Source organism: Streptomyces sp. NPDC013457, assembly GCF_043089925.1.
Lineage (GTDB): Bacteria > Actinomycetota > Actinomycetes > Streptomycetales > Streptomycetaceae > Streptomyces.
Genome location: NZ_JBICBL010000011.1, coordinates 70,664 through 83,309, shown reverse-complemented (window position 1 = coordinate 83,309; position 12,646 = coordinate 70,664). Strand labels below are relative to the sequence as shown.

The window sequence follows — 12,646 nt, the reverse complement described above, 5'->3', positions numbered from 1 at the left end:
TGACATCATCTCCTGTGAACCGAGTCAACAGAGAGTCACGGTGAGCCGAGGTCAACAGACCGGCGTCGGGCCGACGTCGTCACGCCCGGCACGTCAGCCGCATCTGGCCCGCCGCGTGGTGCGCCCCCTCACGCGCTTCCGAGCCCCAGTCCAGGCCGCGGTCCAGGAGCCGGACCGTGAAGGTGGGGGTGCCGAGGGGGTAGCTGCCGACCGGGAGGAGCGCACCGACGTTCGCCGGCTGGTAGACGGTGAACGTGGCGTACGGAGTTCCGTTGGCCAGGACCTGATAGAACGTGGGCTCGCCCGCCGCGTCCTGGGGGCGCGGCGGGCTGGGTACGTGGACCGCCAGGGCGCACGTCCCGTACCCCTCGCCCACGTGCCAGCTCCAAGTGGCCCGGTTGTCACGGTCCTTCGTCGAACTGCCCGACATCGGCACGGCCGAGAAACGGCCGTCGCAGCCCCCGCCCCGGAAGCCGCCGGCGTTCACGGTGTACCAGCCCTCGAAGCCGTCGCTGAACCGGCCCGTCTCCGTGTAGGCGGCCCCGGCTCCCGTACAGCCCGGGCCCGCCCACACCTCGTACGGAGGGGGAGAGGTGTGCGGTGGCCGGGTGGACGCCGACGGGTGGGGGGACGTCGAGGGAGAGCCGGCGGGCGATGTGCTCGCGCTCGGCAGGGCCGGCCCGCCCCCGCCGGGGAACGCCGTCGGGCCGTTCCGCGTCGGCAGGGTCCGTACCGGAGGATCCGATGCCGCCGCCGGTGGCCGCTCCTCCGACTCGTCGCCAAGGGACACCACCAGCGCCAGGCAACCCACCGCCACCACGGCCACCAGCGCCCACGCGCCGCCGCGCCGTGTACTCGTCCGGTCGACACCGCCGCCCCGCCGTGTCCCCGTGAGGTCGACGCCGCCGCAGCGCCGGCACGCCATTCCCGGCAGCGGGCCCCGGCCCGCTCCACCGCATTCCTCGCATGCCATAGCCGCACACCTTACGGCCGAATCAGCGGAGTTCCTCCGGGCATGCGGTTCCTCGCGGGAAGAACTTGTACGGCGCGGAGAGCCGGTACACGCCGGCCTTCGGCGCCAGGAGCTCGGTCCACTCGTCGCCCTCCCCGTCCGCCTCCGCCTTCAGCAGACAGCCGGACTCGTTGAGGAAGACCTTCTCCAGCTCCGTCGGCGACTCCTCGCGGGCCGCCTTCGACGCCTCCGTCTCCTGCGGAGGCTCGATCTTGCCGCCGTTCTCGTCGACCAGCGCAAGCCACGGCGAGTACGGCACCCGGATCAGCACCCGGCCCGGACCGTCGACCTCGATCACGACCTCGTTCGCGCCCGCCCGCAGCACGTCGGCCGGCGGGTTGGCGAGCGGGGTCGGGTCGTCCACCTCGAACAGCCGCCAGTTCTCGTCCGACCAGACCTGCTTCAGGTACGGCAGCCCGTCCCCGACGAGTTCCGCCTCCAGCTCCGCGCCCGAGTCCGGTGCCCCGGTCGGCAGGACCACGTAGTGCACCGCCCAGCGGTCCAGCCAGTCCTGGTAGTTCGTGGCGTTCAGGGTTTCGTCGTAGAAGAGCGGGTTCCGCTCCATGTCCGCCTGCCGGTTCCAGCCCCGCGCCAGGTTGATGTACGGGCTGAGGGCCGAGGACTCGCGGTGACTGGAGGCCGGCACGACCTCGACCCGCGCCTTCTCCGCCCCGCGCACCTGCAGCTGGTTGATCAGCGGCGCGACCTCGCGCGTCCACGACGCGTCCGGGGCGGTACGGATGACGTCGTCGACGCCCTTGAACCCGATCCAGACGTTCAGCCCGGCGAACGCCAGCAGGATCGCGTACCACGTGCGGGAGCGCGGGACCGCGTACGGCAGCGCGGCGAGCAGCACCACGCCCGCGAAGAGCATGACGAGCCGCGAGACGTTGGAGCCGATCTGCGAGTCGATCAGCCAGGTCAGCAGCGTGCCCGCGGAGTACACGGCCGCGCCGGTACGGACCGTGCGCCAGTCGCGCGGCACGAGGAGGAGGCACAGCACCCCGAAGAGGAACGGCAGCGCCGTGGAGGCCCACGACATCGGCTGCGTACCGGAGAAGGGGAAGAGCCAGGAGGAGACCGCGACGACGAGCACCGGGGCGAGACCGAGGGCGTACGCGCCCGGGCGCCGCCGGTTCAGGAAGAGCGCCGCCGCCGCGACACCGAGGAAGAGACCGGCGACCGGGCTGCAGGCGGTCGCGAGCCCGGCGAGCGGGGCGGCGACCGCCGCCTTCGCCCAGCGTCTGCGGCGCCAGCGGTACGGCCAGCAGAAGACGGCCGCGACGGCGCCCAGCGCGAACATCATGCCGAGCCCGAACGTCACGCGCCCCGACAGCGCGTTGCACAGGAACGCGAAGACGCCGGCCAGCGAGCACGCCAGCGGATTGCGCACCGCCCGCACCCGCACCAGGATCAGCGCCGTGAGCCCGGCCGAGACCGTGCCCGCGATCATCATCGTCGAGCGCACGCCGAGCACCGACATGACGTACGGCGAGACGACGCTGTACGAGACCGGGTGCATCCCGCCGTACCAGGCGAGGTTGTACGCGGAGTCCGGGTGACGGCCCACGAACTCCGCCCACGCGTCCTGCGCGGCGAGGTCGCCGCCACTGTTCGCGAACAGGAAGAACCAGAGCACGTGGGTGAGCGCCGCGAGAGCCGTCGCGATCATGACGGGGTAGCGGCGGCGGCGCCTGCGCGGGCGCTGGGAGGGAGCCGGCTCGGCGGGTCTCCGGGGTGTCGGGAGGTCTATTCGCGCGGAGACGGAGGGACGCACGGAGGAATGCGGGGGCACGCTCTCGTCGGCGCGTGTCGGCTCGGCGGTGGTCACTCGCGGCCCTCTCCCGTGCTACTCCCGAACTGCCTTTCGCCCATGTCCTGGTCTCCGGAACGCTAACAGCAGGGCGCCCCGGAGAGACCGGGGCGCCCTGACATGTCAGCCCAGACGGGTCAGCTTCTTGTCGAAGCCGGGCTCCACCAGGTCCTTCTGGAGGGAGACGGGCGCGCTGACCTTGCCGGTGCCGGTGCCGATGGACACCTGGCCGACGACGTCGCCCGCCTTGCCGGTGTGCGGGAGGGCCTTGCCACCGTCGGTGAGCTCCAGGTCGACCTCCAGACCCGGCCAGCCGACGGCCTTCAGCTCCTTGTCGGCGACGACCTGGGTACGGCCCCCGAGGCCGTCGTCGATGTAGCCGACGACCTGGCCCTTGCGGACCACGGCGGCGGAGGTGACGTCCTTCTGTGCCTGCTGGATCAGCGCGAGGCTGAGGTCGATCGACTTCTGGAGCTTCTTGTGCAGCGTCGCGGCGTCCTTCACTCCCATGACGATGCCGAGGATCCGGCGCTGCTTGCCGTCGATCACCGTGTTCGCGGACCAGAGCAGGTTGCCGCCCGCGGGTGTGGAGGAGCCGGTCTTGATGCCGCTGACACCGGGCTCCAGCACGATGTTGTTGTTGTTCTCGATCTGACCGGGGATGCCGTCGACGGTGAGGTTCGGCATGTTCACGATCTCGCGGAACACGTCGTACTGCATGACCGCCTTGGCCAGCTTCAGCTGGTCCTGCGGGGTGGAGACGGTGGTCGCCTCCAGGCCCGACGGGTCGGTGTACGTCGAATCCGTCATCCCGAGGTCCTTGGCGGCGGCGTTCATCTTCTCGACGAACGCGGCCTCCGAACCGGCGTCCCAGCGGGCGAGCCGTCGGGCCACGTTGTTCGCGGACGGGATCATGAGGAGCTGGAGCAGCTCCTTCTCCGTGTACTTCTGGCCCTCCTTGACCTGCGCGGTCGACTCGAACTCCGCGCCGGCCTCGTCGGCGGCCTTCTTGTCGATCTCGATCTCGGGGCCCTCGTCCTTCCCCTTGATCGGGTGGTCGCGAAGGATCACGTACGCCGTCATGGTCTTGGCCACGCTGGCGAGCGGGGCGGGCTTCTGGGGCCCGTACGTACCGAGCGAACCGACGCCCTCGACCTCGGCGGCACCCTGGCCCTCGGTGGGCCACGGCATCTGCAGCTCGCCGCCCTCGAAGGTGAACGTGGGGGCGGCGGAGAGCGTGAGGGTGGGGTTGGGGAGCGGTCTGACGAACTGTACGACCGCAAAGACGATCAACAGCAGGACGACGAGCGGCGTCCAGATCCGCACGCGCCGCATGGTGTTGCGCATCGGGGTCGGCGGCGGGGGCGGGGTGTTCGTCAGCTCGGCGAGCAGGTCGAGCGGGGGCAGCGGCGGCATCGGCTGCTGCCTGGTCCGCTCGGCCTCGCCGAGCGACGGCGGGGGTACGGAGGAGGAGGCTGCGGGCTTGGGGGCCGTCGGGGACGCCTTGGGGGCCGCCGTGGGGGACGCCGCCGGCGTCTCGGGCCGGAGGGGCACGAAGGTGCTCGGGCGCTCCGGGGCGGGCCTGGGGGTGGACTGCGGGGTGGACTCCGGGGCGGCCGGCATCTTCAGCATGGTCGTCGGCTGGTCCACGGCCGGCGGCCGGACGGCGCGGAACATGGTGGTGGGCTGATCGACGGGATCGGCGTCCGCATCGGCGGGGGCGTCCGTGGATCCGTCGGCGGCGTCCTGCTCGTCGGCCTCGGCCTCGGCCTCAGACACGGCCTCAGCCTCGGCCGAGGCCTGCTGCTCGGCGGGCTTGCGCGCGAACCAGGACTCCCCGGAGGGCGTGCGGGCGTCGGAGACGGGCGCCGCGTCGGACGCGTCGACGTCGGTGTCGTCGTCGGTGTCGTCTCCGGGGCTGTCGTCGGTGTCGGCTTCTGCGTCAACGTCGGCCGGCTCGGTCTCGGGCTCGGTCTCGGTCTCGGTCTCGGCCGAGTCGTCGTCGGCGCCCTGCGGAGCCTCTGCGGCCTCGCCGACGCCGTCTCCCGCGTCCTCGGCGGCGTCGTCCTCGTCGTCGGCGTCGGAGGCCGGCTCGTCGGCGCTGTCGGCCTCGGGAGCGTCCGTGGCGACCCAGGCCGCCACCGCGGCCCTCAGCCGGTCGCCCTCCCCGGCCGCCTCCGCAGAGTCCCCGGCGTCCCCGGCGTCCCCGCCATCCGCCGACTCAACCGACTCCGCCGACTCGACCGACTCCAGGACCTCCTCGGCACCGGCCGCCGACTCCACTACGCCCTCGGCGTCCCCGGCGTCCTCGGCGTCCGCCGATCCCCCGGCATCCGCCTCGCCCCCGTCGTCCGACGGCTCCGACGGAGCGTCGTCCTCCGGCGTCCGGGGCGCCAGCGCCCTGAAGACGGCCGTCGGCTGGTCGACCTGGACCGGTGACGCGGGCTCACGGAGAACCGACAGCCGCGGATCCCGGCCGCCACCGCCGGCAGTCGTCTCCTCCGAGGACTCCTGCTGCTCCGCCTTGTCGGGGGACTCGCCCGCCACCGTGCCTCCTCCATGCGTCATGCGTACGTCCGAACCATGTACCAGTGTCCTGTGTGAACCCCTTGGCCCCCGTGCTAGACGAGAACGACATACCTACTGGTTCCCGTACGAAGCACCCAGGCGCTCTCGACAGATGAATGTGAGAGGGGTCACCCTGTGACTCATCCACGCGGGGAGGCATGGATGGGCAGGAGCCGCAGAACAATTCCGGAGGAGCTTCTGCTGCTCGCTCTGGACCCGGCCACGGGTACCACAGCGCAGCCGCAGTCGCTCGACCTCGGCCTGGCCGGAGCACAGCTAGTGGAGCTGGCTCTGGCAGGACGGATAGCCCCTGACGGGGATCGTATCGCCGTGGTGATGCCACGGCCGACCGGAGATCCGACTCTGGACTCCGCACTGGAACTGCTGCGTCGTCGCGGCAGCCCGGTACGGGCCGTCCACTGGATTGGCGGGCCCCGACTGGGGCTGCGCCAGATCTACCTCGCTCATCTGGAGCGCTGCGGCATGGTGCATGCCGTGGAGGGCCAGATGTGCGGAGTACTGCCGACGACTCGCTACCAGGCGACGGACACGGCTATCAGCCGGGACATCAGGGCCCGGCTGGACAGTGCGATCCGCACCGGCGTACCGCCGGACCCGCGGACCGCGGCGCTCGCCGCGCTGGCCCACGCGGTCGGTCTCGGCAAGCACCTGTACCCGGGGAACGAAGGACGGTCGTCGCGGTCCCGGCTGCGCGACCTGATCCGGCACGACCCCATGGGCGGACTCGTGGCGCACGCCGTGATGGACGTCCAGAACGGCGTGGCTGCCCAGCCGCGCCGCAGTGCGCCCGGTGGCGTGCCGCAGCAGCCGCGTCGCGGCAGCATGGCCCGCGTCGCCGCGCACTGAGCACGTACGCACCACAGAACCCGTCAGGGAGCCGCACGGACGACGTGTGCGGGGCGGACCTCAGCGTCCGCCCCGCACACGTTGTCGTCATTTCCCAGCGCACAGCGCACCTTTGGTGGCAGTCTGCCAAGCAGTAGATACGTACAGCTACGTAGCCGACAGCCGGAGGTGCAGTTTCCGTGGCGTCCAACGTCAACCCCACCGTCAGGCGACGCCGATTGGGCCAGGAGCTGCGCCGGCTCCGGGAAGCGAAGAACATGACGGCCGAGCAGGTCGCCGAGCGTCTCCTCGTCTCCCAGTCGAAGATCAGCCGCCTCGAGAACGGCCGTCGTTCCATCAGCCAGCGCGATGTCCGCGACCTGTGCGGGGTCTACGAGGTCGAGGACGAGCGCGTGGTCGAGTCGCTGATGCAGATGGCCAAGGACTCCCGCCAGCAGGGCTGGTGGCACGCCTTCGGCGACATCCCGTACAGCGTCTACATCGGCCTGGAGACGGACGCGGAGAGCCTGCGGGTGTACGAGCCGCAGATCATCCCCGGCCTGCTGCAGACGCACGGCTACGCGGAGGCCGTGATCAGCGGCGCGCTGCCGGAGTCGAGCCCGACGGACATCGACAAACGGGTCACCGTCCGCACCCGGCGCCAGGACCGGATCAAGGACGAGGAGCGTCCGCTGCGGCTGTGGGCCGTCATCGACGAGGGTGCGCTGCGCCGGGTCGTCGGCAACAAGCAGCTGATGATCCAGCAGCTGGAGCACCTCGTCGAGCAGTCGCAACTGCCGCACGTCACAGTGCAGGTGCTGCCGTTCGAGATGGGCGCGCACCCGGGCATCAGCGGTCACTACGCGATCCTGGAATTCCCGGACACCTCCGATTCGAGCGTCGTCTACATCGAGGGCGTCACGAGCGACCTGTATCTGGAGAAGGCGCAGGACGTCGCCAAGTACAGCGTGATGTACGAACACCTGCGGGCGCAGGCGCTGAATGTCGAGCAGACCCGGGAGTTCATTTCGGACATCGCCAAGTCCTACGCGGCCGGCTGAATCGCCGGAAACGACTGATCCATCCGAATTCTCTGATTCGGGGGTGAAAGCAGCCATTCGACCCTGCCCCCGACTGAAGAGGTCGGTACGGTACACCGCGGAATCGCTCCCACGGAAGCCCAGTTGGAATATGCCATCCGGTCGGGTGAACGTCGGCCCCACGCGACGGGACCGGCGAGTAGCGTCGATCACGCCAGCCTGAAGGTTGGCGCGACACACCACTGGCAGAACCGGAGTGAAGAACAATGGCGATTATTCAGGGCGCGACGGACACCTGGACGAAGTCCTCCTATTCCGGCGGCAACGGGGCTTGCGTCGAAGTCAAGTCGCCCGTCGTCGCGGCGATCGCGGTCCGGGACTCCAAGGCCCCCGAGGGTCCGGCCATCGCCTTCGGCTCGGCGTCGTGGAACGCCTTCGTCGGCGAAGTGAGCAACGGGGCGTTCTGAGCCCGCGTGTTCGGAGCACCACAGGTACGTACGGAAAGAGCCCTCTCGACCGGTCCGCCGTCCTGGCCGAGGGGGCTCGGCCATGCCCTCAGCGGAGTCGGTCCACGTACCGGTCCGTGCCCGGGACCGTGGGGATGAAGGGGGCGACCAGTTCGACCCGGCCCGTGTCTGCGCCGAGCGTGGTCAGGTCGGCGAAGTGGCCCGCCCAGCAGGCGCGCGGGTCGCGTTCCAGGAACCAGAGCAGGGTCAGCCGGGTGTCGACGCCCTCGACCTGCTTCACGTAGGTCATCCGGTCCCCCGGCAGCGGCGTCGGGCGGAAGACGGTGACCATCGCGGCCGGGGAGCCGGTGAGACGCTTCGGCAGTTCGCGTGCGACGAGCCGTTCGAGCAGCTCCGCCCGCGCCTCGGGGCCCTCCGCGTCGATCACCTGGAGGATCAGCCCCTGGTACGGGTGGTCGAGGGCGTGGAAGTCGCGGGGGCCGGCGGCGCCGTCGCGGTAGACGGTCGCCTCGTGGTCCTGGAAGGCCGTGAAGACGTGCGTACGGTCGCGGTAGACGCGGGCGTCGCGGTTGAGCCGCTTGTTGATGCCGACGGTCCACTTCATGTGCGCGTCGTAGCGGCCCTCGGTGACCCAGTACGTGGAGAGGTAGCAGCCGGCCGTGACCGGCTGGGCGACGGCGGACTTCTCCGGGACGCGCAGCTCCTGGAGGTCGCGGGTGGCGACCCAGCGGCGGCCGGCGAACATCCAGGGCATCGCCATGGCGCCCGCGTAGTAGTGGTCGTCCTCGTACCAGCGGTTGTAGGCGTACTCGTGGCCCGGGTGCGGCTCGACCATCGTGATCAGGGCGTGGCCGGGGTGCACCCCGTACGGCCCGACCGCCGCCAGCTCCGCGTACGTCTCGTCACTCATGCCCGTACCCCTTCCCTTGTCCTTAGGAGGCTCCTACTCTGACGGGTCGTCAGATCGATCGCCAGAGTCGGGAGGCACCCGGATGCTGCTCCAGGGAAAGACCGTGGTCGTGTCGGGCGTCGGCGCCGGGCTCGGGCACCGGATCGCCGAGACGGTCGTACGGGACGGGGGCAACGCGGTGCTCGGCGCGCGCACCGAGGCCAACCTCGCCAAGTCGGCGGCCGAGATCGATCCGGAGGGGCGCCGCACCGCCCACCGCCCCACCGACATCACGGACGAGGCGCAGTGCGAGGCGCTCGCCGCGCTCGCCCTCGACCGGTTCGGCACCATCGACGCAGTCGTCCATGTCGCCGCCTGGGACAGCTACTTCGGCGGGATCGAGGACGCCGACTTCGCGACCTGGCAGGGCGTCCTGGACGTCAATCTGCTGGGCACCCTGCGGATGACGCGGGCCTGTCTGCCGGCGCTGAAGGAGCGGGGCGGCTCCGTCGTCCTCATCGGTACGCAGTCGGCGATCGCGGCGCCCTCGCAGGTGCGGCAGGCGGCGTACGCGGCCTCGAAGGGGGCGCTGACCTCGGCGATGTACTCGATGGCGCGCGAGCTCGGTCCGCACCGGATCCGGGTCAACACCGTGCTGCCGGGCTGGATGTGGGGCCCGCCGGTCCAGGCGTACGTCCAGTTCGCGGCGCTCACGGAGGAGGTGCCGGAGGCGGAGGTGCTCGCCCGGCTCACGGAGCGGATGGCGCTGCCCGAGCTGGCGACCGACGGCGACGTGGCCGAGGCGGCGGCGTTCCTCGCCTCCGACCGGGCGCGGGCGATCACCGGGCAGTCGCTGCTGGTCAACGCGGGTGAGCTGATGCGCTAGCGGCCGCGGGCGGAGGCCGGGCCGCACGGTACGCGACGGCGTACCGTGCGGCCCTTTTTGACCCCATCTGGATTCAGAAATATGAACACAGGTCAACAAGGAGAACGATTTTACTCTCTCTTGACCTGCCATCGCGTTGTCCTCGCCTGACAACTCCCCACACCATGAACGGCGTTCACAAGGCGGACCGGACCCCTGGAGGGGGCTCAATGAACAGTCTCGACTGGGCCGTGCTCATCGGCTATTTCGGCGTCATGGTCGCGATCGGAGTCTGGTCCCACAAGCGCGTGGACGACGTCTCCGACTTCTTCACCGCCGGCGGCAAGATGCCCTGGTGGCTCTCCGGCATCTCGCACCACATGTCCGGCTACAGCGCGGTGATGTTCACCGGGTACGCGGGCATCGCCTACACGTACGGCGTCACCTCGTACGTCACCTGGTCCTTCCCGATCGCGATCGGCATCGCGATCGGCGCCCACCTCTTCGCACCGCGCCTCAACCGGCTGCGCTCGCGGCTCCACGTGGCCTCCCCGCTGGAGTACCTGAAGAACCGGTACAACCTCCCCACCCAGCAGGCGCTCGCCTGGTCCGGCGTCCTGCTGAAGATCGTCGACGTGGGCGCCAAGTGGGCCGCGATCGCCACCCTCCTCTCGGTCTTCACCGGGATCTCCCTCAACCAGGGCATCCTCATCACCGGTGTGATCACCGGCGTCTACTGCACGGTCGGCGGTCTCTGGGCGGACGCGCTCACCGAACTGGGCCAGTTCGTCATCCAGTTCTTCGCCGGAATCGCGATGCTCGTCGCCGTCCTCGCCGAGCTGGGCGGGGTCAGCGCGCTGTGGGACGTCTGGGACCGGCCCGAACTCCAGGGCCACACCGCGCCGACGGCGGGCCCGTACACGCTGACCTTCCTGCTCGCCTACCTCTTCATCAAGACCTTCGAGTACAGCGGCGGCATGTGGAACCAGGCCCAGCGCTACATGGCCACGCCCAACGCCCGCGAGGCCACCCGCTCGGGCCGGCTCTCGGCCGTGCTGTGGTTCGTCTGGCCGCTGGTCCTCTTCTTCCCCATGTGGGTCGCGCCGCTGCTCGTCGACCCGAAGAAGCCCGACGCCTCCGACAGTTACGCCCTGATGACCGAGCAGCTGCTCCCGCACGGGCTGCTCGGCCTCGTCATCGTCGGCTTCTTCTCCCACACGATGGCCATGTGCTCCTCCGACGCCAACGCCATCGCGGCCGTCTTCACCCGGGACATCGCCCCCGTCATGAGCAAGGCGGCACGGCGCTGGACGCAGCAGGCCGGGCTGATCGCGGCGCGCTGGTCGACGATCGCGTTCCTCGCGCTGTCGATGGCGGTCGCCACCCAGGTCAACTCGCCCACGTTCAAGGACATCATCACCGTCGTCATCAAGTGGGTGGCCGGTCTGATGGGGCCGATCGCGATCCCGTTCATGCTGGGTCTGCTGCGGACCTTCCGGAAGTCCGGCCCCACGGCGGCGCTGGTCTCCTGGGCCGCGGGGCTGTTCGTCTTCTGGCTGACCAACTACGGCCTGGACGGCGTCGAGCTCCAGATCCAGATCGTCTCGCCGCTCGCCACCTCGCTGGTCCTGTACGTCCTGATCGGCTTCGTCAAGCCCGAGGACACCCCGGAGCGGGACGCGATCCTGGCCAGGATCAACGAGGACCCCGACGAGGACGGCGGCGCCGCCGTCCCGCCGCAGGCGTCGGGCGAGCCCGCCGCCCAGCCGCGGGTGTAGTCCTTGGGATCGGCCCGCGGGCGTGGTACCTGGAGTCCGCCCGCGGGCGCGCCCGGCCCAGCCGCGGGCGTAGTCCCTGGGATCGGCCCGCGGGCGTGGTCGCCGCGGGTTCGCCCCGGCGTGCGTCAGCCCCTGGGGTAGCGGGCCAGCCAGCCGGGGTGCGACTCCGCGGGGCTGTGCAGGGCGGCGCCCTGGGTCATCTCCATCGCGAAGTCGTCCGCGAGTTCGAGGATCGTCGCACGGCCCTCCAGTTCGGCCAGCCAGGCCGGCGGGAGGGCCGTCTCGCCGTGAAGGGCGCCGAGCAGCGCGCCCGTGACGGCTCCCGTCACGGCGGACGGGCCGTCGTGGTTGACCGCGAGGCGCAGGCCGTGGCGGATGTCCTCGCCGACCAGGGCGCAGTAGACGGCGGCGGCGAGCTGGCCCTCGGCCCGGTCCTCGTCCGCGCCGAGGTCCGTGACCCGCAGGGCGTTCGGCATCCCCTGGCGTACGGCGCCGAGAGCCTGCTGGAGCGCGGCGGTGACGGGCTCGTGGCCCGGGCGGAGGCTGAGCTGCGCCAGCGCCCGCTGGACGGAGCCGTCGACGCTCTCGCCCCGCGCGAGACCGTGGACGACGACGGCGAGCGCGCCGGCCGCGAGGTGGGCGGCCGGATCGCCGTGGGTCTGCGCCGCGCACTCGACGGCGAGCTGGCAGACGAGCTGCGGCTCCCAGCCGACGAGGAGGCCGAAGGGGGCCGAGCGGACGAGCGCCCCGGAGTCCGCGGCATCCGGGTTCTTGGGCTTGTCGAGCGTGCCGAGGATCTCGTCGCCGAGGCCGGTGAGGCAGGCGCGGGCCGGATCGCGGCGAACGTAGAGCCACTCCTCGCGGGCGAGCCAGCCGTTGTCCGTACGGCGCTCGTCCGGACCCCAGTCGCGCTGGGTGGCCGCCCAGCGGAGATGGGCGCGGTGGACGTCGGTGGGCGGGTGCCAGGCGCCGGTGTCGCGGCGCACCTGGGCGCGTATCAGCCCGTCGACGGTGAAGAGCGTCATCTGGGTGGCGGCGGTGACCGCGCCGCGTCTGCCGTACGCGACGACCGGTTCCATGAGGCCCTCCGGGCCGTAGGCGGCCCTGATCCCGTCCAGCGAGAGCGCCGCGACCCCCGCGCCGAAGGCGTCGCCCACCGCACCGCCGAGGAGGCAGCCGCGGACCCGGGCCCGGAAGTCCTGCTGTTCGGCTCGGCCCCACACGGCCGCAGCGGTCGTGGTCACGACGTGCCCTCCCCCGAAACCCTCGGCGCACCAGATCTCGCAGCACTGTAATCGACCGGGTTCGCGCGTTCGCGGGACGGAACGTTTTGCGATCGGACGCCTTTCTGTCCATCTTCGACCGCCG

At 71.0% G+C, this 12,646-nt stretch carries 10 protein-coding genes; 5 read left to right on the top strand and 5 right to left on the bottom strand.

What is annotated here, in order from left to right:
* Positions 1 to 79: 79 nt before the first annotated feature.
* The 3 genes from ACF1G2_RS27700 to ACF1G2_RS27690 all read right to left on the bottom strand — a co-directional run bounded on the left by ACF1G2_RS27700 (position 80) and on the right by ACF1G2_RS27690 (position 5,393).
* On the bottom strand, positions 80 to 973 hold the full coding sequence (locus ACF1G2_RS27700; protein WP_391800898.1) for an adhesin: 894 nt from the start codon (positions 971 to 973) through the stop codon (positions 80 to 82).
* A gap of 22 nt (positions 974 to 995) precedes the next feature.
* On the bottom strand, positions 996 to 2,843 hold the full coding sequence (locus ACF1G2_RS27695) for an MFS transporter (RefSeq protein WP_391800897.1): 1,848 nt from the start codon (positions 2,841 to 2,843) through the stop codon (positions 996 to 998).
* Between the two features lie 105 nt (positions 2,844 to 2,948).
* Positions 2,949 to 5,393 carry a serine hydrolase gene (locus ACF1G2_RS27690; RefSeq protein ID WP_391800896.1) on the bottom strand — a complete coding sequence of 815 codons (2,445 nt, stop codon included), beginning with the start codon at positions 5,391 to 5,393 and terminating at the stop codon, positions 2,949 to 2,951.
* 162 nt (positions 5,394 to 5,555) lie between these two features.
* Here ACF1G2_RS27690 and ACF1G2_RS27685 point away from each other — a divergent pair, with 162 nt between their 5' ends.
* From ACF1G2_RS27685 to ACF1G2_RS27675, 3 genes are all read left to right on the top strand, one after another.
* Positions 5,556 to 6,260, top strand: coding sequence for a GPP34 family phosphoprotein (locus ACF1G2_RS27685; RefSeq protein WP_352187145.1), 705 nt, complete (start codon positions 5,556 to 5,558; stop codon positions 6,258 to 6,260).
* Between the two features lie 179 nt (positions 6,261 to 6,439).
* Positions 6,440 to 7,300: a helix-turn-helix domain-containing protein gene (locus ACF1G2_RS27680; RefSeq protein WP_391800895.1), complete on the top strand. Its 861-nt coding sequence runs from the start codon at positions 6,440 to 6,442 to the stop codon at positions 7,298 to 7,300.
* Between the two features lie 245 nt (positions 7,301 to 7,545).
* Positions 7,546 to 7,746 (top strand): DUF397 domain-containing protein, encoded by a 201-nt coding sequence (locus ACF1G2_RS27675; protein WP_391800894.1) that lies wholly within the window; start codon positions 7,546 to 7,548, stop codon positions 7,744 to 7,746.
* Positions 7,747 to 7,834: 88 nt separating this feature from the next.
* Here ACF1G2_RS27675 and ACF1G2_RS27670 read toward each other — a convergent pair whose 3' ends face one another.
* Complete coding sequence (locus ACF1G2_RS27670) at positions 7,835 to 8,656, bottom strand: hypothetical protein (RefSeq protein WP_391800893.1); 822 nt, start codon at positions 8,654 to 8,656, stop codon at positions 7,835 to 7,837.
* Positions 8,657 to 8,738: 82 nt separating this feature from the next.
* Between ACF1G2_RS27670 and ACF1G2_RS27665 the strand changes: the two genes are divergently transcribed.
* Complete coding sequence (locus ACF1G2_RS27665) at positions 8,739 to 9,521, top strand: SDR family oxidoreductase (RefSeq protein ID WP_391800892.1); 783 nt, start codon at positions 8,739 to 8,741, stop codon at positions 9,519 to 9,521.
* A 209-nt stretch (positions 9,522 to 9,730) separates the two neighbouring features.
* Positions 9,731 to 11,278 (top strand): sodium:solute symporter family protein, encoded by a 1,548-nt coding sequence (locus ACF1G2_RS27660; protein ID WP_391800891.1) that lies wholly within the window; start codon positions 9,731 to 9,733, stop codon positions 11,276 to 11,278.
* Between the two features lie 125 nt (positions 11,279 to 11,403).
* On the opposite strand, the gene ACF1G2_RS27655 is transcribed toward ACF1G2_RS27660, so the two are convergent.
* The gene (locus ACF1G2_RS27655; RefSeq protein ID WP_391800890.1) at positions 11,404 to 12,522 is read right to left on the bottom strand and encodes an ADP-ribosylglycohydrolase family protein; all 1,119 of its coding nucleotides are present in this window, start codon (positions 12,520 to 12,522) and stop codon (positions 11,404 to 11,406) included.
* Positions 12,523 to 12,646 lie beyond the last annotated feature (124 nt).

Excerpts from the sequence above, each read along its gene's own strand:
- ACF1G2_RS27675 (WP_391800894.1), top strand. The coding sequence starts at position 7,546 with ATGGCGATTATTCAGGGCGCGACGGACACCTGGACGAAGTCCTCCTAT.
- ACF1G2_RS27685 (WP_352187145.1), top strand. The coding sequence starts at position 5,556 with ATGGGCAGGAGCCGCAGAACAATTCCGGAGGAGCTTCTGCTGCTCGCT.
- ACF1G2_RS27670 (WP_391800893.1), bottom strand. The coding sequence starts at position 8,656 with ATGAGTGACGAGACGTACGCGGAGCTGGCGGCGGTCGGGCCGTACGGG.
- ACF1G2_RS27700 (WP_391800898.1), bottom strand. The coding sequence starts at position 973 with ATGGCATGCGAGGAATGCGGTGGAGCGGGCCGGGGCCCGCTGCCGGGA.
- ACF1G2_RS27690 (WP_391800896.1), bottom strand. The coding sequence starts at position 5,393 with ATGACGCATGGAGGAGGCACGGTGGCGGGCGAGTCCCCCGACAAGGCG.
- ACF1G2_RS27665 (WP_391800892.1), top strand. The coding sequence starts at position 8,739 with ATGCTGCTCCAGGGAAAGACCGTGGTCGTGTCGGGCGTCGGCGCCGGG.
- ACF1G2_RS27660 (WP_391800891.1), top strand. The coding sequence starts at position 9,731 with ATGAACAGTCTCGACTGGGCCGTGCTCATCGGCTATTTCGGCGTCATG.